Origin of the sequence: Faecalibacterium sp. i25-0019-C1 (assembly GCF_042854225.1) — a bacterium.
Taxonomy (GTDB): Bacteria; Bacillota; Clostridia; order Oscillospirales; family Ruminococcaceae; genus Faecalibacterium; species Faecalibacterium taiwanense.
The window spans coordinates 1,603,523-1,626,882 of record NZ_AP031428.1; the positions used below are offsets into that span (position 1 = coordinate 1,603,523).

Annotated in this window: 15 protein-coding genes, 3 rRNA genes and 1 pseudogene; 1 reads left to right on the forward strand and 18 read right to left on the reverse strand. The window is 49.4% G+C overall.

What is annotated here, in order from left to right; all coding sequences use genetic code 11:
• Nucleotides 1-83: 83 nt before the first annotated feature.
• The 6 genes from ACGHUK_RS07935 to ACGHUK_RS07960 all read right to left on the reverse strand — a co-directional run bounded on the left by ACGHUK_RS07935 (nucleotide 84) and on the right by ACGHUK_RS07960 (nucleotide 4,751).
• Nucleotides 84-1,424: a VapE domain-containing protein gene (locus tag ACGHUK_RS07935; protein WP_390573981.1), complete on the reverse strand. Its 1,341-nt coding sequence runs from the start codon at nucleotides 1,422-1,424 to the stop codon at nucleotides 84-86.
• Entirely contained in the window at nucleotides 1,309-2,049 is a 741-nt protein-coding gene (locus tag ACGHUK_RS07940; protein WP_390573982.1) for a CHC2 zinc finger domain-containing protein, read from the reverse strand. Before ACGHUK_RS07940 ends, ACGHUK_RS07935 begins: the two co-directional genes overlap by 116 nt.
• Before the next feature lie 47 nt (nucleotides 2,050-2,096).
• Nucleotides 2,097-3,569, reverse strand: coding sequence for a MobQ family relaxase (gene mobQ, locus ACGHUK_RS07945; protein WP_390575790.1), 1,473 nt, complete (start codon nucleotides 3,567-3,569; stop codon nucleotides 2,097-2,099).
• Nucleotides 3,570-3,571: 2 nt separating this feature from the next.
• Nucleotides 3,572-3,889 carry a DUF3847 domain-containing protein gene (locus ACGHUK_RS07950; RefSeq protein WP_008816380.1) on the reverse strand — a complete coding sequence of 106 codons (318 nt, stop codon included), beginning with the start codon at nucleotides 3,887-3,889 and terminating at the stop codon, nucleotides 3,572-3,574.
• A 286-nt stretch (nucleotides 3,890-4,175) separates the two neighbouring features.
• Nucleotides 4,176-4,379 (reverse strand): hypothetical protein, encoded by a 204-nt coding sequence (locus ACGHUK_RS07955; RefSeq protein WP_004614949.1) that lies wholly within the window; start codon nucleotides 4,377-4,379, stop codon nucleotides 4,176-4,178.
• A 147-nt stretch (nucleotides 4,380-4,526) separates the two neighbouring features.
• Nucleotides 4,527-4,751, reverse strand: a complete 225-nt coding sequence (locus tag ACGHUK_RS07960) for a helix-turn-helix domain-containing protein (RefSeq protein ID WP_005362423.1) — start codon at nucleotides 4,749-4,751, stop codon at nucleotides 4,527-4,529.
• 302 nt (nucleotides 4,752-5,053) lie between these two features.
• On the opposite strand from ACGHUK_RS07960, the gene ACGHUK_RS07965 reads away from it, so the two are divergent.
• Nucleotides 5,054-6,094 (forward strand): DUF6076 domain-containing protein, encoded by a 1,041-nt coding sequence (locus ACGHUK_RS07965; protein WP_008816376.1) that lies wholly within the window; start codon nucleotides 5,054-5,056, stop codon nucleotides 6,092-6,094.
• A 225-nt stretch (nucleotides 6,095-6,319) separates the two neighbouring features.
• Here the strand turns inward: ACGHUK_RS07965 and ACGHUK_RS07970 are convergent, their stop codons facing one another.
• The 12 genes and pseudogenes from ACGHUK_RS07970 to pheT form a co-directional block, all read right to left on the reverse strand.
• Nucleotides 6,320-8,692: an ABC transporter permease gene (locus tag ACGHUK_RS07970; RefSeq protein ID WP_117142397.1), complete on the reverse strand. Its 2,373-nt coding sequence runs from the start codon at nucleotides 8,690-8,692 to the stop codon at nucleotides 6,320-6,322.
• 14 nt (nucleotides 8,693-8,706) lie between these two features.
• Nucleotides 8,707-9,372, reverse strand: coding sequence for an ABC transporter ATP-binding protein (locus ACGHUK_RS07975; protein WP_071422048.1), 666 nt, complete (start codon nucleotides 9,370-9,372; stop codon nucleotides 8,707-8,709).
• A 5-nt stretch (nucleotides 9,373-9,377) separates the two neighbouring features.
• Nucleotides 9,378-9,638 carry a hypothetical protein gene (locus ACGHUK_RS07980; protein WP_009244706.1) on the reverse strand — a complete coding sequence of 87 codons (261 nt, stop codon included), beginning with the start codon at nucleotides 9,636-9,638 and terminating at the stop codon, nucleotides 9,378-9,380.
• 126 nt (nucleotides 9,639-9,764) lie between these two features.
• Nucleotides 9,765-12,152 (reverse strand): ABC transporter permease, encoded by a 2,388-nt coding sequence (locus tag ACGHUK_RS07985; protein WP_117142396.1) that lies wholly within the window; start codon nucleotides 12,150-12,152, stop codon nucleotides 9,765-9,767.
• 165 nt (nucleotides 12,153-12,317) lie between these two features.
• Nucleotides 12,318-13,349: a sensor histidine kinase KdpD gene (locus ACGHUK_RS07990; RefSeq protein WP_117142395.1), complete on the reverse strand. Its 1,032-nt coding sequence runs from the start codon at nucleotides 13,347-13,349 to the stop codon at nucleotides 12,318-12,320.
• Nucleotides 13,346-14,038, reverse strand: a complete 693-nt coding sequence (locus ACGHUK_RS07995) for a response regulator transcription factor (protein ID WP_390573983.1) — start codon at nucleotides 14,036-14,038, stop codon at nucleotides 13,346-13,348. Before ACGHUK_RS07995 ends, ACGHUK_RS07990 begins: the two co-directional genes overlap by 4 nt.
• A 220-nt stretch (nucleotides 14,039-14,258) precedes the next feature.
• Nucleotides 14,259-14,396 (reverse strand): annotated as a pseudogene (locus ACGHUK_RS08000) (helix-turn-helix domain-containing protein); the annotation flags it as partial.
• A gap of 102 nt (nucleotides 14,397-14,498) precedes the next feature.
• A complete protein-coding gene (locus ACGHUK_RS08005; RefSeq protein ID WP_097775409.1) occupies nucleotides 14,499-15,152 on the reverse strand; it encodes an MATE family efflux transporter in 654 nt (217 codons plus the stop codon).
• 391 nt (nucleotides 15,153-15,543) lie between these two features.
• Nucleotides 15,544-15,660, reverse strand: a 5S ribosomal RNA gene (gene rrf / locus ACGHUK_RS08010).
• Between the two features lie 127 nt (nucleotides 15,661-15,787).
• Nucleotides 15,788-18,622, reverse strand: a 23S ribosomal RNA gene (locus ACGHUK_RS08015).
• A 266-nt stretch (nucleotides 18,623-18,888) separates the two neighbouring features.
• Nucleotides 18,889-20,399: ribosomal RNA gene (locus ACGHUK_RS08020) — 16S ribosomal RNA — on the reverse strand.
• Together the 16S, 23S and 5S rRNA genes form the textbook arrangement of a ribosomal RNA operon.
• Nucleotides 20,400-20,943: 544 nt before the next feature.
• A complete protein-coding gene (pheT, locus tag ACGHUK_RS08025) occupies nucleotides 20,944-23,355 on the reverse strand; it encodes a phenylalanine--tRNA ligase subunit beta (protein WP_207698968.1) in 2,412 nt (803 codons plus the stop codon).
• Nucleotides 23,356-23,360 lie beyond the last annotated feature (5 nt).

Consider the following 23,360-nt stretch of genomic DNA (forward strand, 5'->3'; position numbering starts at 1 on the left):
AGAGAAATGCCCCAAATATCAGGCTTTTCCCCGTCAACCGGCTGTCAACCAAAGCGTCAACCAAACTGTCAACCGGTGGCTTTTCAGAATGGAAGTTCCATTTGCCGGGCTTCTTCTTCCGTGATTTCCTGAAAACCGTCCCCCTCCGGCGGAGCTTGGTTGACACGCTCCCAGCCTTTTTGAGAACCGTATTTCTTATACCGCTTCGGGCTTTTGTAGGCTACCCAGCCCTGTATGATGCCGCCCGCAATGCCGGTATTCATAATCTCGCAGATTGCCCGTGTCTCCCAGTCTGCCGGGGAATTTAAGTTCCCCAGCGCTTCCTCATAAAGCTGCTTGGAACATACCCTGTCGCCGGTGTAGTCCTCCAAATAGGCGTAGATCATGCCGGCCTGTGTGTCTTCCTGCATAAAGTCCTGCTGGTGGGCGTTCAGGTATCGGTTCATTTCCATGCTGAATGACAGCTTATACTTCCCACTGCGATAAACCGTCATGGCTTCCGCCCACATCTGTTCGATATACGCCCTCGCCGCCGCTTCATCGTCCAGTATGTGAACCTCCGCCCGTTCCGGGTACACCGTCACGGGGAGAAAGCGCCGGTTGCCGGTGCGGTCACGGGGCAAAAAGTCCTGCCGGTTGGTCGTCCCTCCAAATACACATTGCCGCAGCCGGTCTGCCGGATGTGTCTCATACGGCACTTTGTAGGCTTCTTTCTGGCGGCTTAAGAATGACTTGATTTCCTCAATACTCTTGGCGTTGGCTGTGGCAATCATCTCCGACATCTCGATAATCCAATGCCCTTGCAGCTTGCGGTACACATTTTCATCGTCCAGCTTTTTCAAATCGTCTGAAAACCATTCGTCCCTGCCTGCCAGCAGCCGGAAAAAGGTAGATTTCCCGGCTCCCTGACCACCAACCAGACAGAGCATGACCTCAAACTTGCTCCCCGGTCTGAATACCCGCCGGATGGCTCCCATCAGGAACAGTTTCAAGGCTTCATAGGTGTATTCGTCCGTATCGGCTCCCAGAAAGTGATGCAGGGCGTAACGGATGCGCTCTGTGCCGTCCCATTGCAGGCTGTTCAGGTAATCCCTGACTGGATGGTAGCGGTTTTCATTGGCAACAATCTTGATGGCGCTCTGCACCTTTTTCTCGCTGGTAAGCCCGTAATTTTCTTCCAGATACAAAAGCAGGTAGTTCATGTCCATGTCGGTCAGCGTGGTACTGGTGCGCTCCCAGCCCAGCGGCTTCACAATGTCAATCTGCTCCGTCAAAAGGTTCAGGCGCAGCGCCCCGCGAAACAGAGGGTCACGCTGGAACACCGTCAGGCAGTTTCGGATGCTGTTCTTCACGCCGCCTTTCTGCGTCCCCTCTAATGTTTCCCGGATTTCTGCCGGTGTCTGCGCCGGTTCCATTGTGTCCATCGTCCTTTTGACCGCTTCCTGCGTTTCCGGCGGCAAGCTCTGAAATTCGCTGTTCAAGCCGCAACACCTCCTTTCCCCGTGCGGCGATCAATGCCGCTTTTTCTTCTATTTCTCCGTATAACAAAATATCCAAAAGGTATTCTGTGTAGCTTATCCTCTGCAACGCTTCCACAAAAAGAGGATGCCAGATGGCATCCTGCGGCTGTGGGGCGTGTGCTGTTTTCCAATGCTCCAGCAGGCGCAGATAATCGCATAGCACCCGGAAACAATACCGTTCCGTTTCCTGAAATCTCTGCTCCGCTGATTTTTGTCGGGGCTGTGACCTGTTGTGACGCTTCCTATCTGGCGGCGCATTGCCGGATTTCTCATAGGAAACGCCGAAGTCCTCCGCAAGCCTGACCGCAGCTTCCCGTTTCCCCAATCCATGCAGCAAAGCGGCAAAGTCGATCACATCCCCGGAAGCCCCGCAGCCGAAGCAGTAAAAGCGGCTGTCCACTTTCATGCTGGGCGTGCGGTCATTGTGGAATGGACAGCAGACCATGCCGTTTCTCCCCACCCGGATTCCATAGAATGAAGCAGCCTGCCGGGTGGTAACAGACTGTTTCACCGCTTCAAATACATTCAAATGCTCCCTCCATAAAAATACTGGTAGCGGTAAAGCTGCCGGTTATATCATAGCTCCATCTCATGTTTCTTTCTCTGTACTGCCTGTGGCTGCTCCCTCCGGCGCAGTGCGGTATCTACGGCGTTCTGCACCTGCCGTAGCCGTATGACTTCCTCCCGGAGTGGCTTGTGCTGCGGAGACAGTTCGGCATACTCTGTTTTTAACTGTGCGTATTCCTGTTTCCATGCTTTCAGGGCAATGGGTTTTCCGTCCAGTTTTTCTTTCAAAATACGGCGGGCGGCATAAAACAGCCGTAACTCCGCATCGTGGGATGTTTCAAATTTCTCCCTCTGTTTCTTAAACTTGATATTGTTCAATTCCGTATGAACAGGTTTTAGCCGCTGGTAATTCTCGCCCTCCCGTATCAATTCCTGCAATTCCTTTATCCGGGCAGATTTCTTTTTCATGGAGTCGCTTAACGCTTCAAATTCTTCGTTGACAGAGGAAAGACGCTCCTGCAAATCCTCTAATGTGAGCAGCTTGTTTTCCGTCAGATAATTGACGGCTTCGGCAAACTGCTTTAAGTTTCCGGTTCTGGCTTTATTGCTCCATGCCCCTGCGTTGCGCTGGTTGTAATAAGCGATCAACAGGTCGGCAAGGCTCGGTGTCTGCGGTTTGGAAAGTTCTTCTTTTACCTCTGCCATCCAGACAAACAGGGCTTTGATCTTCTTCCTCACATCCTGCATGAGCCGGTTGGTGGCTTTAATCCAGCGGTTCAGTTCCCCTTTCTCGGTGCGGATGCCCTTTGCTTCCATCTGCCGGACATTAGCTCCCTCGTGGACAGTAGGTATCAGGTCAAGCCCCTGCCGCACATAGGAACGGTGGTCGATACGCACATCCAGCCCTTTTTCCTCAAATTTTGTATTAACGGCAGCCGCCCACTGCTCCCGCCAGTGTTCCAGCGTTTCCGGCTCATGCCAGTCTGTTGTATGGACAGCGTTAAACATATAATCGCCGTTTTTATCCCGGATTCGGTTTCCATCTTCATCAAGAAGATATTCCCGACGCTGTTTTTGTCCCCATGTGCCATCCGGGTTCAAAGGGCGCATGGTTGTCATCACATGAAAATGCGGGTTAGGGATGCCGCCGTCCTCTTTCTCCGGGCTGTGAAAAGCAAGGTCGGCAATCATGCCTTTTGTCACAAACTGCTCCTGTACGAACTTCCTCGCCAGCTCCATGTTTTCTTCCAGCGTCAATTCATTCTGCATGGCAATATCAAAGGAATAGGCAAGCTGTGCTTTTGGATGTTTCTCGCAGTTCTCCACAGCATTCCAGAGGGTCGCCCGGTCAAGATATATTTCCGGCGCATGGGGCGGCAGCATGATTTCCGAAGCGATCACGCCGCCCTTTTTGGTGTAGTCGCTGACTTCTCCATAGTAGCTGCTGTAAAGACGCTCCCCGGCTCGGTAGGCTGTGCTGGCAATGGCGCTCTGACCGGCGCTGCGCTTGATCTGTGCGATTGAAAAATGATAAAGTGCTATCCTTAGTCACCGCCTTTCTCCTGCCCGGAAATACGGGCGTGGTTCTCTGTGGCAGACCGGATGAAATGCTCCGCCTGCGGCAGATTCAAAATGCTTTCCATGAGGGAATAAAATTCCGCTTCGGATAGCTCCTTTGTCTGTGGTGCAATGCTCTCAATAGCTGCCCCACGGGTAATCAGCCGGTGCGTCCTCTGTTTCCGGGAACCGCTTTCCAGATACGCCTGCCGGTTTTTCAAACGCTGCATTTTCCGTTTTTCCTGTTCCAGCAGGACAGTGGTTTTTTCATATTCCTGCTTCAACTGTTCCAAAGATTTTTCCATGTTCTCACATCCTTTGCTGATAAGATAAAGAAAGACCATCCGCAGACAGTCCGTGTGTCAGTGCTTCTATAAAACCCGATGAAAAGGGAAAACCGCAGAGCGGATTTCTCTTTGCGGCGGGTACACAGGGGATAGCCGCTTTAGCGGCGCAAGGGGGTGTAGCCACCTTGTCGGAGCGAAGCGAACGCAGACCTCGGATTGCTGATTTTATCAGCGGCAGAGGTAAGCTCCGCAGGACGCACGATACATGGTCTTTAGACTATGTATAGAAGTGCGCCCTTAGTTCCTAAGGGATTTTGCCGTTTCCGGCAGTCTTGTCCTTTTTCTTGGAACGCTTGGAAAGATACTTCGGGCAGTCAACCACAACCGCCCGGAAGCTCTGTTTACATTCGTGCTGGCATTTCCGGCACAGTTCGTTGTAAGTGATACGGCTGCGGTCATTTAAGAAGAAAGACCATTCCAACCGCCGCTTGTTACTCATTCTTGCCATAACCGGCTCCTTTCTCCGTTTCTATCTGATGTACGCAGATAGGCTGTTTTGATGTAGCGTCTCGGTATCATTTTTAAGTTTTTTTCCCTCTGTATGCCCCTTTGGAAAGTGCGGCAGTATTGCAAGTCAGGGAATGATACCTCACGCTTATTTGTCGCTTCCCGGTACGGTTTCGGAGCCTTTTGCCATCCATTCAAAGAAAGCAATTTTGCTGACCTTGATAAGTCTGCCCCTGCGGAACGCTGGAAAGCCGGGTGTGTGTACCAGCTCATAGGCGCTCGCTCTTGAAATTCCCATAATCCGCTGAATGTCCGCCACATCCAGAACCAGCGGTAAATCCTCGTAGCTGTTCAATCTCTTTTTATCGTTCATTCTGTTCCTCCCATAAATCAAATAGGTTAAAATGCTTCCTGTTGCCGTTCTCCCCAAAAGCCGTTTTCCTGCCCCATTCCTGCGGTGTTTCCCTGCATTGGTGCGCCGAATGCGTCACTTCTCCTGCCGGTCATATCCCTTTTGGACGGTCATTCACTTGTCAAGGTACTGTGCGGTACGAAATTACCAACCGCAATCATCATAGCGTACTATCCTTGACAAAACAATGATTCTGCGATACCATGAGTGTAACGGATATAACTGAATTATATAATTACCATAAACAAAGGCAGGGGATAGGGATGGAGAATCAGTTTATACGGCATGAGCCATGTTTTGAGAGGATTTTGTTTGTCCTGACGCTGGACAGGAAGAAAATGAAAGAGCGGATTTTGATTGGGGAAGAACAGCAGATCCGCTTCCGTCTGAACGGGAGCCAAAACGCAGAGGTGCTTTGTGATATGACACGCCCACTGGGAACTTTTTTGATAAACTTTGAGCGTGACACGGACAGAGACTGGAACTTATACGGGCTTTCTCCGCTGCGGCAAGCTCTCCACTCCAACCGATGGAAACAGCCGGAGCTGGAGCAGGCGGCAAGCGAATTTCTTTGGGAGAAATATCTTAGCAACGACCCTCTGAAAATGTATGTGGCGTTCCGTATCTGGAACAGCTATCTGCTTGCCAGAGAACCCCGTGACCGTAACGCTGCCTGTGACCGCTTCATGGATAAAATGAGCAGACTGACCGGGGTATTCCAAAACGAAACCATGAGCTTTGACAGGGAGACAGGAAAACCGAAACAATTTCAAGCTGGCAGCCTTTATTTCAAAGGCGCACCGTCAGAAGATACCCGGCTTGACCTCTGGTTCCCGGACAACCGGCGCACAGAAGAATGTGTGTCTGCCTATGCGTCCCTCTACCCGTTGATTACCTATTATCTGAACAGGCTGAATGACTGGGGGCTTTGCTTCCGGCGGTGCAAGGTCTGTGGAAAATATTTTCTGGCAAAGAGCCAGCGGTATGAGCTGTGCAGCGACAAGTGCCGAAAAGCACAGGCGCTTCAAAACAAGCGGGAATTTGACGAGAGGTCAAGAGAAAATAACTATGACCTGCTTTATAAAAATGAATGCCAGAACTGGCGCAACAAAATAAACCGGGTAAAAAATACCGCAGGCTTTCCGGCTGACCGTCTGGAAAAAATACAGGCTTCCTTTTCCGACTTTAAGAAAGAAGCCTTACAGAGAAAAAAGGCTGTAAAAACAGGAACGGCCAGCCCGAAAGAATTTACGGACTGGCTGTATCAGCAGAGTAATGTAATTGTTGAGCTGACCGAGATATGAAAAACTTTCTATCGTCAATTTCGCATTATTGCAATAACAGATTGCTTCTTCCATGAATGGTAATATTATCATCAAACTTTTGGAAGAACTATAAATGTCCGAGGTGCCTTTGATTTCGACAAAAAAACAGGCTGAATTGTTACAACGCTCGGACATTTCAAAAATTTTTTTGAGAAATGGCGAAAAAAGCGGGGCAGCACACGCCGCCCCGCCGATCTCAAAGGGTTATTCCATCGCCCGCATTTGCTCAATCAGGGATTGTTTTTTCTGTCTGCGGATTGTCCATACAGATAAGATCAGCTCCATTCCGAACAATACCAGAATGAACAGACCCATTTCCAAAACCGGGAATTTGTAAGGCACTACTTTTCCGGCAAAAGCGCCTACACTAAATTTGCTACAAGCAAAGATGGAAGCCGGAAGCCCAACGATCAGCGTCGCCAATGTTGCAAAGAACGCATAGCACAGCCCCTCGCAGATATTCATTTTACATAGCTGCTTTTGGGTCAGACCGATGGAACGCAAAACACTGTTTTCCTGTTTTCTGGACATTTGATTAGAGAGGGTCGTGTTAATCAGGTTGATAACGCCAAAGAGGAATACCAGCCATGAAAGTACCTCCATACTGCCAAATACAAAAGAATTTATATTTTTTTCATACTCAATTATAGTGTCAATATTTTCTAACGCAATATCAGTATGAGTGGCTACAATATTTTTCAATTCAGACTCTACATTGTCCGCTTTTTTCGGATCACTTGCAATGTTCCATGAATAGTCAAACGAAGCTATTTCTGGATGTAATTCATGGAATAATGCTTCCGTTGCAAATTCAAGTGGAGAGTCAACTGGGACTGTTCCATGTCCATCAGTTGGTATGCTATCGTTGTCAAACACCCCTGATATAGTAACAGGAATAGTTGATTTCCCAGAGGTAACTTCAACCGTTTCTCCCACTCTTATATTATCACGATTACTTGTATGCGAATCAATTATGATGCTGTGTGCATCCGCTGGCATAGTTCCCTCTATCAATGCAGCTTCAACCGCAGAATAATTTTGTTCAGTTAGTATATCACACCAACCAGCCTCATCAATTCCGTTGGCACGATAATTTATATGAAGGCTTTGCCTTTTTGTAATCACATCGGTTACACCATCAATGGCCAAAATTTCCTGCTTCAATTTCTCATTCAATGGATTTCCCGCTGCCATAGCTTCTTCTACTGCCAACTCGGAATGTAAATAAATTTTATAGTCACCATACGGATAAATCTGCCTTGCAAGTGCCTCTGGGGAGCGCAGCAAAACCATGGAGGATACCACAAGCAGGATAATTCCGCCCAAACTCAAAGACGCTATAATAGAGATTGTCTTTTTGCGGTCACGCTTAAAATTCGCAATTCCCATTGAAACAGGATTGAGCTTGATATTCTTTTTCCGGCTGCGGATGTCCTTTTGCACCGGGGTAAAACGGACGGCTTCAATGGGGGAAATCCCTGCCGCGATTTTCACCGGCTTACGGATGGAAATAGACACCATGATCCAACTGCTTATGAGTGTCAGGGAAACCATAACGACATAGGAAACAGCGTTAAATCCCTTGGAAAACAGAAGAAAACCGCAGCATACGCCCAGCACTGTACCAACCAAAATTCCGATACTGCCGAGTTTGCGTCCCTCCCGCTTTACAATCCGCTTGATTTGCTTTGGCGTTGCACCAATCGTCCGAAGCTGTCCGTAGCTCCTGATTTTGTCATTGATGGAGATACGGAAGATACTCTGAATCACAATATAGCCGCCGATCAGAACAATAACAATCACACCAACAATCGGTAAAAAATCAAAGGATTTAGAAGCATAAGCAAAATACTTGTTGTTCATGCTGGGATTAGGAAGCTGATATTCCTCTGCAATCTCCCTGCAATAAGAGGTTATCAGTTCCTCGCCCAACTGGTCGCTGTTTTTGAAATGGACATAGGCGCGATACCCAGCCGGATCAAACCCTTTCCATTCTGTCAGGGCAGCTTTGGAAAGAATGATAGCGCAGGTATTCGCTTCTTTTTCATTTACGCTGTCCATAATGCCGGTAACGACATAATCACCATGAAAACTCTCGGTATCTAAGGTCACACTGTCCCCGATCTTGGCATTGTTTCCATAGGTGGAGAGAAAGTATTCGCTTACGACAACTTCATTTGCTTTTTGGGGCAGATTCCCCTCCAATAGCTTCATTTGGTCGCGCCCAATCTCCATCATTTCTGCGTCATTATATACATAAGAGGCATGATAGCCCTGTTCCGAAAGTTCCTCACCGAGCATATAGTAGCCGCCTACGCGCTCAAACTCCGGCAGTCCTTTCAGGGTTTCAATGTCGTTTTCCTCTACGCCCAGCCAGACCGCCTCATAAGTATCGACAACCTGATTGCGCTGCATTTGTGTCAGGGAAGTAGCTACAATTCCCGTAAAGCAGATCAGAAATGCCGCCAGCGCAACGGCGATCACTACCATCAGATTCCGGCGCTTCTCGCTTTGCAAACTTTTCTTTGCCAGCTTCTTTGTAATGGCGCTGGTATCATTTTCAAAAGGCCATGTCATAGCCTGCCACCTCCTTATTCCACAATCTTGCCATCCTCAATGCGGACAATCCGATCTGCAAGGCGGGCAATGTCGTTGTTGTGGGTAATCATCACAACAGTTTGCCGGAACTCCGCACTGGTACGCTTGATAAGCCCCAGCACCTCGGCGCTGGTCTTGCTGTCAAGGTTGCCAGTCGGCTCGTCGGCCAGCACAATAGCCGGTTTGGTAATCAGGGCGCGGGCAATCGCCACACGCTGCTGCTGTCCGCCGGAAAGATTGTTCGGCATATTTTTCAGTTTATCTTCCAGTCCCAGCAGGTGAACGATCTCGTCCAAAAACTTCTGATCCACCGTGTCCCCGTCCAGCTCCACCGGCAGGACAATGTTCTCATACACATTCAGAATGGGAACAAGGTTATAGTTCTGGAAGATAAAACCGATGTTGCGGCGGCGGAAGATGGTAAGCTGTTCGTCGTTCATTTTCGACAGCTCTTTGTCCCGGACAATCACATTGCCGGAAGTAGGGGTGTCCAGCCCGCCCATCATGTGAAGCAGGGTAGACTTGCCGCTGCCGGAGGTTCCCACAACGGCCACAAACTCGCCGTCATTTACGGAGAAGTTCACGCCGTCAAGGGCGCGGGTGATGTTCGGCTCTGTGCCGTAATACTTTTTCAGGTCGATAGTCTGTAAAATGCTCATAAAATTCAATCCTTTCTTTGTTTGTTGTAAATGTGGAACGCTGCTGCGCCGGTGGCCGCCAACTGCACCAGAATCAGCACAGCGAACAGACCGAAGCTCTCATAGTAGAACAATTCATCCCAAAATAGGAGAACATCACAGAGAGCAGTCAAGGCAACCGTCCAGCGGATGTGCCGGGCCAGCCATTGCCGGAACACCAGCACAAGGGCAACGGGCGGGACGATCAGCAGCGCCAGATTCAAAATCAAGGTCGGGGTCAGTTCCATTGCGTCGCCTCCTCACTTTTGTTGATAAGGGTATTGTAAAACCCAAATGTCCGCGAAATGTTACAGCGGCCAAAAATTTTCATTGAAAATCGGGGTGAAATGTTACAAAGCTCGGACATTTCAAAATCAGTTTGCCATTTTGATCCGTTCCACCAACGAATTTCTGCATTGAATTTTTAGACAGATAGCAGAAATTATAATAGGTGTTATTATTAAGCAGACACCGTAAATCAGTAATGGAATAAAAGGAAAAGCATATTGAAAATAAGTTAATCCATTCGCAGACAATATCCGTACTAACAAATAACCCATCAAGGTTCCTGCCACAACCGTAATAATCAAGCATGGAATAATCAGTAAGACACTTTCATGCAGCAGCATTTTCTTTATCTGTTTTTTTGTCATACCGATAGACTCTAATATTCCAAATTCTTTTCTCCTTGTACTGATACGACTAATCAAGGTGTTTGTCAGATTAAAAATGCTAAACATAATGACAAAGGCAGATACTCCATAAACTTGTACGCTGGTATTATGAATCGTATTTGCCGAAGATGCTTTTACCTCTTGTAAGGTTTCCATTACCAAATCAGGGTGTCGGGACAGTATTTTATTTAATTTGCTTTCTACTGATTTACCCACTTTTTCATATTCAGGTACGGACAAAGTTAAGGAAGCTGTTAAATCCATATCGCCCCACAACTTTTCTATGGTTTCTTTTGGAAGATAAAAGCCCTCATTCATACTTTTTTCGGAAGTACCGGCAATCAAAACATCTATGCTGTGTTCAGTTCCATCAAACCATCGTAATGTCACTTTTTCTCCTATTGACGGGCAAGTATGATAGACTTCTTTCTGTACGCTTGTTCCCAATATAACCATAGCGTCTTGTTCCACCAATGTTTCGTATGTCCAATCAACAGGAAACGTTTTCAAAATTTCTTCCTGATTATCAGGCGTAATCGGAATAATGGGAATTTCTAATTGTTCATTGTGATACTCAATAATAGCTGCGGTTCTCTCCGTAGCATAAATCTCTTTAACTTCCGGGATTTGTTGCAATTCTTCCATGAGTTCCTGTGAAAAAGGCGTATCAACTTGATACTCCGAAATACCATACGGTTTCGGATTGACTAATGTATTGTGGTTAATCGTAATATAATATTCTCCATCTTCCAAATTCCCCATTCTCGCAAAGGAATCTGGATTCCATGATGATATAAAAGTGGCTCCAACCATAAATAAAATCCCGCCGATTGCAAGCGAGGCAATCGTCAGATTGTGTTTTTTTCGATTCTGCTTTTCGCTCAATACGGCTAAAGAATACGGTGAGAGACGAATATGATTTTTCCTGTTGCACACTCTACTTTCTTTTAGTTCTGGATCGTTTCCAACATATTTTGTTGCTTCAATAGGGGAAATATTTGAAGCTATTTGTGCGGGCTTGTATACGGAAATTTGTACGATGATAATACCTAATATTATTGCAAAAATACTTGTGGCTATGGCATTGATAATCGTTATTCCATTCGGCTCTAACAAATATGCAAATATGATACCTACTGTAATACCGGCAGGTATTCCGAACAGGCAGAAACGATACCCCTCTTTACGAATCATCCGCTTAATCTGTTTTTCTGTCATGCCAATAGTTTTGAGCTGTCCAATCTGCGACACTTGATTTGATACCGAAAGGTAGAACACACTGTATATGACAATTCCGCTTGAAAATGCAATAAAAAGAGTAGCTAAAAGAACACCTCCCATTCCTGATCCACTAATAAGTGAGGAACAGAATTTGCTATTAAAATAAAGTTGGTTCCTGCTTATGTCTTGGGATAAAGCCAGACGATATACTGTATTCTCAAAATCAATAAGTCCCATTTCCGTGGCACCATTTACACGAATCAAGGCACTATATGGAATATCAGATAATAACACACCCTGTTCTGCATACGCTGGGGAGACATAAAAGTAAAATGTTCCTGTTTCCACATTATCAGTAAAACCAGTAATGATGAAATCCTCTGTTTTACTCCCCGCCGTTGGTAAAGTGATGGTATCTCCTATATTTAGCTGATACCCCAGCTCTAATTGAACATTTTTATCAATTACAATTTCATTGTACTGTTCTGGACAGGTTCCACTGACTAATTCATAGGATTTTATAATTCCAAAACCAGTCGGCATATAAACCGCTTCAAATTTGATCCCATCCATCAGAAAACTATCACTATGCTTATAGGGTACAATATCTTCAAGATCAGGTTCTTTTTTCAGAACTTCTATCTGTTCTGCTGTAAGCCCCCCGATGGTAGCTTGCTGCATTTGATTCAAAATCTTTTGTTCACTAATTTTGCTGCCTTGTTGGAATAAGGAGATTCCCACAATCAAACTAATTGCCAGCGCAATGGTCAAAACATTAAAAAAGCAAAAAATACGATTTGAAGATACATTGCGTTTTGCTAATTTCTTTACAATGACGCTGGTATCGTTCTCAAAAGGCCATGTCATAGTTGTATCACCTCCATATTTGATAAGGGTATTGTAAAACCCAAATGTCCGCGAAATGTTACAGCGGCCAAAAAATTTCATTGAAAATCGGGGGGAAATGTTACAATGCTCGGACATTTCAAAAAAATTTACGGCGGGCAGCCGGAAATGGCCGTCCGCCGCGTTCTATTTTGTAGGCAGCATAATGGAAAATTCCGAACCCTTGCCCGGCTCCGAAATCACCTTGATATAGCCGCCCTGCCGCGTTACGATCTCGCGGGCCAGATACAGGCCAATGCCCACGCCCTGCTGTTCGTGTACTTCTTCCTCACGATAAAATCGCCGGAAGATGGCGGCCTGATTGCTTTCGGAAATGCCCTTGCCGGTGTCGGTCACTTTGATCTCTACATACATTTCCCACAGCACCACCAACACAGCGATTTTCCCGCCTGCCGGGGTGTACTTTACCGCATTGTCCAGCAGGTTAAAGAGGGCTTCGGATGTCCACTTGCTGTCATGGGAAACGGTCAAATCCTCCGGGCAGTCCACGGACACGGCAGTTTCCTTTTTCTCCGCTGCATACACGATCCCACTCATGGCCTGCGCCACGGTATCAAAGAGGCGGCCCGGCTTCTTATCCAACTGGATCACGCCCGTTTCCAGACGGGAGGTTTTCACAAGGGCCTGAAAGAGAAAGTCCAGCTTATCCGTCTGGCTGCGGATTCCCCGGATAAAGTCGGTGCGCTCCGCCTCGGTCATAGGCTTTTCCAGCAGGGTGTCCGTCGCCATTTTCAGATTGCTTACCGGCGTTTTCACCTGATGGGAAATATCTGATACAAGGGTCTGTAACTCCTGCCGTTCCTCGTCCACCCGGCGGCGGTTCTCCTGCATGATCTGGTAAAGCCTTGCCAGCCGGTGTCCGATTCTGGCAAGCTGGGTTTCGCTGTCCTCCGGGCGCTGGGGCGCTTCATTTCCGGCTATCATGTGGTCTAAGGTCTGGCACAGGTCAGCGGTAAACTGCGACAGCCGCTTTCCAAACGCCTGCGTCAGTACAAAAATCCCCACAAGAGCGCACAGCAGCAGCGCCCCGCCTGTCAGCAGCACCGCCGTCTGTTTTGTCACAAGAAACAGGGCTATGGTGATCCCGGACATGGAAAGGACAAGTCCTATTGCCACCCGGCCAAACAGCCGCTTTACCGATAGGTTTTGAAACTTCATTTTGCCTCGCCCCCCGTCCATTGATAGCCCATGCCGTAAACGGTCTTGATGTAGGGCGCGCCGCCGTCGGCTTCAATCTTGCTGCGAATCCGGCTGATGGAGGTTGTCAGGGTGTGTTCGTCCACAAACCTTTCGTCTATATCCCACAGCTTTTCCAAAAGCTGCCCACGGGTCAGCACTTGCCGGGGATTTTTGCGGAACAGGTTCAGCATTTTATACTCCATCGGGGATAGGGTCAGGGGCTTGCCGTTTAAGGAAGCCGTCTGCTCCGAGAAGTCCAGAAACAGCCGCCCGTCGTCGTAAATGTCCTTGGCCGGTTTGTGGTGTTCCAGCATGGCGAACATAGCTTTGATTTTTCGCTGCAAGGCCCCGATCACAAAGGGCTTTGTGATGTAGTCCACCGCGCCCACCTCATAACCCCGTATCTGGTCGCTCTCCTGATCGTTGGCGGTCAGGAAAATCACGATGGTGTCCGGGTGCTGGGGCTTTATCAGTTTGCACAGCTCAAAACCGTTGCCGTCCGGCAGGTTGATGTCCAACAGCACTAAATCAAATTCCCGCTGGCGGATGGCGTCGGCTGCGGTTCTGGCATTTAGGGCAGAAGTCACGCCGTAGCCGTCTGCGGTCAGGTTATAGTCTAACATCTTATTCAAAAAACTGTCGTCCTCGACAATTAAAATCTGCTCCATATTCTCACTTCCTTTGCTTTTTGCAGATAGTATAACAGGCAAATGTCCGAGAATTGTTACAAGGACAAATATATTTATCATTTTACAGCTTTTTTATGTGTACTGCAATTTTATAAAAGAAAGGACAGCAGTATCATCAAATTGCTGTCCTTGCGGTTTATTATAGCTGGTAGTGTATAAGCGTGGGTTCATCATATTTGGTGTGGTATCTTTAACTATGGGAAACTCCGCGCTCCCATTTGCTGACGGCTTTATCCGAAACATACAGGCAGGCGGCAAGCTCCTTCTGGGTCATGCCCTTTTCCCTGCGCAGCTGTGCCAGAAAACTCCCAAAAGCGATCTTGTTCAGTTCGTACATCGTTTTGTCCTCCTTGTGAGCCAGCAGTTCTGTTTGTGGCTCCATTGTACCGGACCGGACATTCCCGCGCAACCGACTGGCGGTAGAATTGGCGCAAAACAGTCATTTTTTCTTTTCCAGTCTGCGGTACACCTGCACAGCATCCATGATGTTGGTCTGCTCCGTCGCGTGGTTTCCGGGTGCCCCCAGCGTGACCAGAATGTACTCCTTTTCGTTCACCACGGCAAGGCTGGCAAGGCACAGACCGGCCGCAATAAAGTACATCGGGCTTCTGGAATCGCCCAGCCCGCGGAAGATTGATGCCATGATATTATACGCCGTGATGCATGGAACGCCGATAAAGCAGATGATCAGGTAGGTACGAGTGCCCGCCACGGCCTGCTCCGGTGTGGAGACAATGCGTACGATCGGATCCACAAGCCCTACCAGCACAGCTGCCAGTACCACAGATCCTGCCATAAACAGCGTGACTGTGTTACCAATGAGCCGCGCCGCACGAGGTTTGTTCTCTGCGCCCACGGCCCGGCCAATAGTGACCGTTGCTCCCATGGCAAGGCCCACGATCATCACAGTGATCATATGCATCACCTGACTGCCAATGGACACCGCCGTTGTGCTGGCCACACCTTCAAACTGCCCGATGATGAACAGATCCGCCATGCCGTACAGCGTCTGCAAAAAGTACGAAAGCAGATAGGGCAGTGAAAAAAACAAAATGCTTTTCAGCACACTGCCGCTGGTCAAATTTTTTTCCATAATGTTTTCTGCCCGGCTTCCCTCTTCTCTGCCGAATGTACAGAGCTTACACTGCCAGACCGGGCAGCTCCTTTCCGTTATAGATAGTAAACCCTACAACGACTGAAGAGTCAAGGTTTTATTACAATAAAGCGGCCAGGTCGTGCCAAAAGGTCAGCACAGCCGAGCCACCATGATTTATTTAAGGTTTTTGTTTGTTCAATAGATAAGGCACAAACACATCATAAAATTTTTCGCTTCACTCTACATGAAATTGTGCCCTTCTCTTCCAGTCTGTTTCATCTTCAATGCTCACATCATTTTCAAAGCATACCTGCCTTTCTGTTTTCTCCTAAAACGGTTTCAAGACAAAACAAAAACGCCTCAGAATTTCTTCTGAAGCGTTTTTTTAAGTCGGCGACTACCTATTTTCACACGCCGTTTCCAGCGAACTATCTTCGGCACAAGTGAGCTTAACTTCTGTGTTCGGAATGGGAACAGGTGGAACCTCACCGTCATCGACACCGACCGATCTGACTGAACCAGTATAACATGTTTGTTGTACTTTGTCCAGTATTTCTTAGAAGGACGTGCCTTCAAAACTGAATAATCACTGCTTACATTTTTTCGTTGACTCTCAGAGTCTCAAGCGAATTGTGGTCAAGCCCTCGACCTATTAGTACACGCTTGCTGAATGGATCGCTCCACTTACACATCGTGCCTATCAACCTTGTAGTCTTCAAGGGGTCTTACTTGTTTGAAACAATGGGATATCTTATCTTTGGGTCGGCTTCACGCTTAGATGCTTTCAGCGTTTATCCGATCCGTACATAGTTGCCCAGCTATGCTCTTGGCAGAACAACTGGTGCGCCAGAGGTACGTCCGCTCCGGTCCTCTCGTACTAGGAACAGCTCCCATCAAATATCCTGCGCCCACGACAGATAGGGACCGAACTGTCTCACGACGTTCTGAACCCAGCTCGCGTACCGCTTTAATTGGCGAACAGCCAAACCCTTGGGACCGAATACAGCCCCAGGATGCGATGAGCCGACATCGAGGTGCCAAACCTCCCCGTCGATGTGGACTCTTGGGGGAGATCAGCCTGTTATCCCCAGGGTAACTTTTATCCGTTGAGCGATGGCATTTCCACTCACATACCACCGGATCACTAACTCCAACTTTCGTTACTGCTCGACCCGTCAGTCTCGCAGTTAGGCTCGCTTCTGCGTTTGCACTCTTTTGCTTGATTTCCGTTCAAGCTGAGCGAACCTTTGAACGCCTCCGTTACTCTTTAGGAGGCGACCGCCCCAGTCAAACTGCCCACCTAACAATGTCCCCCGCCTTGATTCAAAGGCGCAGGTTAGAATTCCAATATCGCAAGGATGGTATCCCAACGGCCACTCCACAAGCGCCAAAGCACCTGCTTCCCAGTGTCCCATCTATCCTGTGCATGCAACATCGAAACCCAATATTAGGCTACAGTAAAGCTCCATGGGGTCTTTCCGTCTTGTCGCGGGTAACCGGCATCTTCACCGGTACTACAATTTCGCCGGGCGGGCTGTTGAGACAGTGCCCAAATCATTACGCCTTTCATGCGGGTCAGAACTTACCTGACAAGGAATTTCGCTACCTTAGGACCGTTATAGTTACGGCCGCCGTTCACTGGGGCTTCGATTCAATGCTTGCACATCTCCTCTTAACCTTCCAGCACCGGGCAGGCGTCAGCTCGTATACGTCATCTTTCGATTTAGCACAAACCTGTGTTTTTGGTAAACAGTTGCTTGGGCCGATTCTCTGCGGCTGCATTGCTGCAGCACCCCTTCTCCCGAAGTTACGGGGTCAATTTGCCGAGTTCCTTAACAACCCTTCTCCCGTTGGCCTTAGAATCTTCTTCCTACCTACCTGTGTCGGTTTGCGGTACGGGCACCGCAGAAATTCACACAGCTTTTCTCGCCATCTTCCATCTCAGACTTCGGTACTAACTTCCCTCGATCGCTACCGGAACCAACACCCGGCTCCGAGACTTCATATGTGTCCCTGTGTTTAACTCTTTTGGTGGTGACGGAATCTCTACCGTCTGTGCATCGGCTACGCCGTTAGGCCTCACCTTAGCTCCCGACTAACCTGGAGCGGACGAACCTTCCTCCAGAAACCTGAGGCTTTCGGCCATGCAGATTCTCACTGCATTCGCGCTACTCATTCCGGCATTCTCACTTCTATACACTCCACAGCCGCTTGCGCTACTGTTTCACCGCGTATACAACGCTCCCCTACCCAGCATGTAAACATGCTGCCTAAGCTTCGGTGTCAGGTTTAGCCCCGTTAAATTCTCCGCGCAAAGACGCTCGACCAGTGAGCTATTACGCACTCTTTGAATGAGTGGCTGCTTCTGAGCCAACATCCTGGTTGTCTACGTATCTTCACATCGTTTTCCACTTAACCTGACTTTGGGACCTTAGCTGTAGATCTGGGCTGTTTCCCTTTTGACAATGACATTTATCTGACACTGTCTGACTCCCAAGCATCAATACTCTGGCATTCTGAGTTTGATAAGCTTCGCTAACCTCTCGGCCGCTAGGCTATTCAGTGCTTTACCTCCAGGTATCTAACTTGAGGCTAGTCCTAAAACTATTTCGGGGAGAACCAGCTATCTCCGGGTTCGATTGGAATTTCTCCGCTACCCACAGTTCATCCGCCGCCTTTTCAACGGAGGTCGGTTCGGTCCTCCATGGAATTTTACTTCCACTTCAACCTGACCATGGGTAGGTCACCCGGTTTCGGGCCCATTATATGCAACTTAACGCCCTTTTCAAACTCGCTTTCGCTTCGGCTCCAGACCTTAAGTCCTTAACCTTGCTGCATACAATCGCTCGCCGGACCGTTCTACAAAAAGTACCCTATCACGCTTTGACGCGCTCTAGGTGCTTGTAGGCACAGGGTTTCAGGTTCTTTTTCACTCCCCTCCCGGGGTGCTTTTCACCTTTCCTTCACAGTACTATACGCTATCGGTCACTGGGTAGTATTTAGGGTTGGAGGGTGGTCCCCCCGTATTCCGACCAGGTTTCACGTGTCTGGCCGTACTCTGGAATTCGCTCGGCTCTTGTCGTTTTCACCTACGTGGTTCTCACACTCTCTGACCGGCCTTCCCATGCCGTTCGGTTAACAACTTAAGTCCTAAATGCGCTCCGTACCCCGAAAGTATTTCTACTCTCGGTTTGCCCTCTTCCGCGTTCGCTCGCCACTACTTACGGAATCTCGTTTGATGTCTCTTCCTCGCCCTACTTAGATGTTTCAGTTCAGGCGGTTCCCTCGATATACCTATTTTAAAGTTCAGTATAACGTACCTGAGTATGAACCCAGGTGAGTTTCCTCATTCAGAAATCTCCGGATCAATGCTTATTTGCAGCTCCCCGAAGCTTATCGCAGCTTATCACGTCTTTCATCGGCTCCCAGTGCCAAGGCATTCGCCCTGCGCCCTTGTTCGCTTGACCTTTCAAACGTTCTCTTGGAACATTTGGTATCCTCTTGATTCTCTCTTGCCAACGAAGATTATTGTTACCCTTCCTTTTGAAATTGTAATATTTCTTAAAAAAGAACTTACTATAATCTTTGTTTCGCAGTTATTATTCAGTTTTCAAGGTACGTCTTTGAGTTCCCTTTTCAGGGCCCTCAAAATCGAACAATATCTACTCTGCTTGTTTGTTACCTGTCCGAAAGATCTCCATCTTCGATGTCGCTCTTTCGCCTGACTCCTTAGAAAGGAGGTGATCCAGCCGCAGGTTCTCCTACGGCTACCTTGTTACGACTTCACCCCAATCACCAGTTTTACCTTCGGCGGCGTCCTCCTTGCGGTTAGACTACCGACTTCGGGTCCCCCCGGCTCTCATGGTGTGACGGGCGGTGTGTACAAGGCCCGGGAACGTATTCACCGTGGCATGCTGATCCACGATTACTAGCAATTCCGACTTCGTGCAGGCGAGTTGCAGCCTGCAGTCCGAACTGGGACGTTGTTTCTGAGTTTTGCTCCACCTCGCGGTCTTGCTTCTCTTTGTTTAACGCCATTGTAGTACGTGTGTAGCCCAAGTCATAAAGGGCATGATGATTTGACGTCATCCCCACCTTCCTCCGTTTTGTCAACGGCAGTCTGGCCAGAGTCCTCTTGCGTAGTAACTGACCATAAGGGTTGCGCTCGTTGCGGGACTTAACCCAACATCTCACGACACGAGCTGACGACAACCATGCACCACCTGTCTCCTTGCTCCGAAGAGATTACATATTTCTATGTCTGTCAAGGGATGTCAAGACTTGGTAAGGTTCTTCGCGTTGCGTCGAATTAAACCACATACTCCACTGCTTGTGCGGGCCCCCGTCAATTCCTTTGAGTTTCAACCTTGCGGTCGTACTCCCCAGGTGGATTACTTATTGTGTTAACTGCGGCACTGAAGGGGTCAATCCTCCAACACCTAGTAATCATCGTTTACGGTGTGGACTACCAGGGTATCTAATCCTGTTTGCTACCCACACTTTCGAGCCTCAGCGTCAGTTGGTGCCCAGTAGGCCGCCTTCGCCACTGGTGTTCCTCCCGATATCTACGCATTCCACCGCTACACCGGGAATTCCGCCTACCTCTGCACTACTCAAGAAAAACAGTTTTGAAAGCAGTTTATGGGTTGAGCCCATAGATTTCACTTCCAACTTGTCTTCCCGCCTGCGCTCCCTTTACACCCAGTAATTCCGGACAACGCTTGTGACCTACGTTTTACCGCGGCTGCTGGCACGTAGTTAGCCGTCACTTCCTTGTTGGGTACCGTCATTATCTTCCCCAACAACAGGAGTTTACAATCCGAAGACCTTCTTCCTCCACGCGGCGTCGCTGCATCAGGGTTTCCCCCATTGTGCAATATTCCCCACTGCTGCCTCCCGTAGGAGTCTGGGCCGTGTCTCAGTCCCAATGTGGCCGTTCAACCTCTCAGTCCGGCTACCGATCGTCGCCTTGGTGGGCCGTTACCTCACCAACTAGCTAATCGGACGCGAGGCCATCTCAAAGCGGATTACTCCTTTTCCCTCTGTGCCATGCGGCACCGTGGGCTTATGCGGTATTAGCAGTCGTTTCCAACTGTTGTCCCCCTCTTTGAGGCAGATTCCTCACGCGTTACTCACCCGTTCGCCACTCGCTCGAGAAAGCAAGCTCTCTCTCGCTCGTTCGACTTGCATGTGTTAGGCGCGCCGCCAGCGTTCGTCCTGAGCCAGGATCAAACTCTTTATAAATGATATTTATCACTTTTAAAGTGTTAAATCTTATTCGCTCAGCACGCAATCGCTTGCGTCCTGTGTGAATTACTTTTGGAATTGTTTTTAGTGTTTTTCCAAACACTTAAAAGGTTCCTTACAAGTTTTTCGATATTGTTCAATTTTCAAGGTCCTGTAGCGCCTCAGCCTTGCGGCTGACGACCTGTTCATTTTACCACCGAAGTGGTTTTTTGTCAAGTCTTATTTTTTAGAAGCTTTTGAACTTTCTGAACTTGGATGTCTTGAAGTTTCTCGGAACAAACCGGTCTTTCTTGACGTCTATTGGTTCTTTTCAAGGGCTTCCTGCTGAGACTTCGGAAGTCATTCTTTTGCCTCAGCGCTTGGCGCTCAAGTATAATACCACACCCCTGCCTCCTTGTCAACACTTTTTGACAACTTTTTTCATCTTTTTTCTTGCGCTGCTGAAAAACGTTCATTTTCTTGTATTCAACGTTCTCTTTTTACGCAAAAAACCGCCTGCACATTCCTGCACAGACGGCCTTATATTACTTCTATAATAGAGTTAGCGGATCTCGATGCCCAGCTTGAACTTCAGGTTGCCGAGGATCTTCTTGACCACGCGCTCCACTTCTTCCGCAGAGACTTCCTTCTTCGGGTCGGACAGAGACAGGGTGAACGCCATGCTCTTCTTACCCTCGCCCAGATTTGCGCCGCGGTAGATATCGAACAGCTTGATCTCACCCACCAGAGGGCTGGCCTTCTTGATGGTCTCCTCGATCTCGCCGCAGGTGGTCTTTTCGTCGCAGACCAATGCCAGATCACGCTTGACAGCAGCGTAGGGACTGAGCGGCTGATAGCGCAGCTCACCGTCCACGCAGGACATCAGAGCCTCGTAGTCCAGCTCACCCAGATAGATATTCTGGTTGTCCTTCTGATCCTTTGCAATTTCCAGCTCGCCGTTGATCTCGTTGGACAGCTTGCCGAACACGCCCAGACGCTTGTCACCACAGTAAACAGCGGCGCTGATGCCGGGGTGCAGCCACGGGGTTGTCTCGCGCTTATAATCAAAGCGCAGGCCAAAGCCGGCTGCCAGTGCTTCCAGTGCACCCTTGACCGTGAAGAAATCTTCTTCGGGGCCGAATGCACCAATGCAGAGGGTCTGGCGCTCGTGCGGATGCTCGTTGATGGGCAGTTCCTTGGCAAGATACACCGGTGCCATCTCAAATAGACGGCCCTCCGTGTTGCCCTTCTTGAGGTTGTCCACGATGACGTTCAGCATGGAGGGAGCCAGCAGGGTGCGCATGATGGACAGATTCTCGCTGATGGGGTTCAGGATGCGGATGGCCTTGCGGGCTTCATCATCCGCCGGGATGTGCAGCATATCCAGTTCTGCGTTGGAGTAGAAGGCCAGCGTGGAGGCCTCATAGAAGCCCTGTGCGGCCAGCAGGCGCTTGGTCTTGAGCTGCTGCTTCTGGTCATAGTTCAGACCGCCGTTTGTAACGGAGGCAGTGTTCAGGAAGGTGGGCACAATGTGGTCGTAGCCGTACTCACGGATGACCTCCTCGGCCAGATCCGGGAAGCTCTCCACGTCCTCGCGGTACAGGGGTGCGGACACGTCCCAGCTGCCATCGGCCTGTACATCCACCGTGAACTCCAGACGCTGCAGAATGTCGATCATGGTCTGATCCGGCACGGTGATACCCAGCACGCCGCAGATCTTAGCCGGAGTGGTAACGATGTGCTTGCGCTCCATCGGGCGGCCATCGGTCAGGTCATATTCCAGTGTGGTGATGTCGCCGCAGTCCAGCTCCTGGATCAGGTGCAGGGCACGGGCAAGGCCCAGTTCAGGAGAGTGACGGTCCACGCCCTTCTCGTAGCGGGCAGAAGAGTCGCTGTTCTGGCCCAATGCGCGGCTGGTCTTACGCACGCAGTCGCGGGCGAAGGTGGCACACTCAAACAGCAGGCTGGTGGTGTTCTCATCCATGCCGGAGTTTGCGCCGCCCATGATGCCGGCAAGTGCCACCGGCTTTTCGGCATCGCAGATGACCAGATTGTTGGGGTTCAGAGTGAACTCCTTCTCATCCAGCGTGACGATCTTTTCGCCCGCATGGGCGCGGCGCACATCGATGGTGCGGCCGGCGACCTTGTTCAGGTCAAAGGCGTGCATGGGCTGACCCATTTCCAGCAGGGTGTGGTTGGTGATATCCACCACATTGCTGATGGAGCGCAGGCCGCACAGAGCCAGATGGCGCTTCATCCAGCGGGGAGACTCGCCCATGCGGATGTTGCGCACATAGTGTGCCATATAGCGGGGGCACAGATCCGGAGCCTCCACCTTGACGGTGATGGGCGCATCCGGTTCGCAGACAGTCTTGTAGTCCATGGCGGGCATGTGCAGGGGCTTGCCCAGAACGGCAGCCACCTCGCGGGCGATGCCCAGAACGGACTGGCAGTCCGGGCGGTTGGCGGTGATGGAGATATCAAAGATATAGTCATCCAGACCCACCACGGGAGCAATGTCGGTGCCGGGGACAGAATCCTCGGGCAGAATGAGCAGGCCGTAGACCTCAGAGCCCGGGAACAGGTCGTCGTTCAGGCCCAGCTCTTCGCCGGAGCACAGCATACCGTTGGACTCCACGCCCTGCATCTTGCGGGCCTTGATCTTGATGCCGCCGGGCAGGGTGGAGCCATCCAGAGCAGCGGGCACGCAGTCGCCCAGCTTCATGTTGGCGGCACCGGTGCTGATGCGGATGTCGTGGCCGTAGTCGCCGCAGTCCACCACACACTTGGTCAGGTGGGTGCCCTCCTGCTTTTCCATCTCCACGATCTTGCCGACAACCACCTTGCTGATGCCGGCATCCAGCGGGATCAGCTCTTCGACCTCAAAGCCGCAGGAGAAGAGCTTTTCCTCCAGTTCCTGCGCAGTAACGTCGATATCTACAAATTCTTTTAACCAGCTGAAAGGTACTTTCATTGTCT

What these genes read in the sequence shown, in the direction of transcription:
- ACGHUK_RS07990 (WP_117142395.1), bottom strand. Translation starts at nt 13,349, where the DNA reads ATGAAGTTTCAAAACCTATCGGTAAAGCGGCTGTTTGGCCGGGTGGCA.
- pheT (WP_207698968.1), bottom strand. Translation starts at nt 23,355, where the DNA reads ATGAAAGTACCTTTCAGCTGGTTAAAAGAATTTGTAGATATCGACGTT.
- ACGHUK_RS08005 (WP_097775409.1), bottom strand. Translation starts at nt 15,152, where the DNA reads ATGGAAAAAAATTTGACCAGCGGCAGTGTGCTGAAAAGCATTTTGTTT.
- ACGHUK_RS07985 (WP_117142396.1), bottom strand. Translation starts at nt 12,152, where the DNA reads ATGACATGGCCTTTTGAGAACGATACCAGCGTCATTGTAAAGAAATTA.
- ACGHUK_RS07970 (WP_117142397.1), bottom strand. Translation starts at nt 8,692, where the DNA reads ATGACATGGCCTTTTGAAAATGATACCAGCGCCATTACAAAGAAGCTG.
- ACGHUK_RS07935 (WP_390573981.1), bottom strand. Translation starts at nt 1,424, where the DNA reads ATGGACACAATGGAACCGGCGCAGACACCGGCAGAAATCCGGGAAACA.
- ACGHUK_RS07980 (WP_009244706.1), bottom strand. Translation starts at nt 9,638, where the DNA reads ATGGAACTGACCCCGACCTTGATTTTGAATCTGGCGCTGCTGATCGTC.
- ACGHUK_RS07950 (WP_008816380.1), bottom strand. Translation starts at nt 3,889, where the DNA reads ATGGAAAAATCTTTGGAACAGTTGAAGCAGGAATATGAAAAAACCACT.
- ACGHUK_RS07995 (WP_390573983.1), bottom strand. Translation starts at nt 14,038, where the DNA reads ATGGAGCAGATTTTAATTGTCGAGGACGACAGTTTTTTGAATAAGATG.
- ACGHUK_RS07965 (WP_008816376.1), top strand. Translation starts at nt 5,054, where the DNA reads ATGGAGAATCAGTTTATACGGCATGAGCCATGTTTTGAGAGGATTTTG.
- ACGHUK_RS07975 (WP_071422048.1), bottom strand. Translation starts at nt 9,372, where the DNA reads ATGAGCATTTTACAGACTATCGACCTGAAAAAGTATTACGGCACAGAG.
- ACGHUK_RS07955 (WP_004614949.1), bottom strand. Translation starts at nt 4,379, where the DNA reads ATGGCAAGAATGAGTAACAAGCGGCGGTTGGAATGGTCTTTCTTCTTA.
- ACGHUK_RS07960 (WP_005362423.1), bottom strand. Translation starts at nt 4,751, where the DNA reads ATGAACGATAAAAAGAGATTGAACAGCTACGAGGATTTACCGCTGGTT.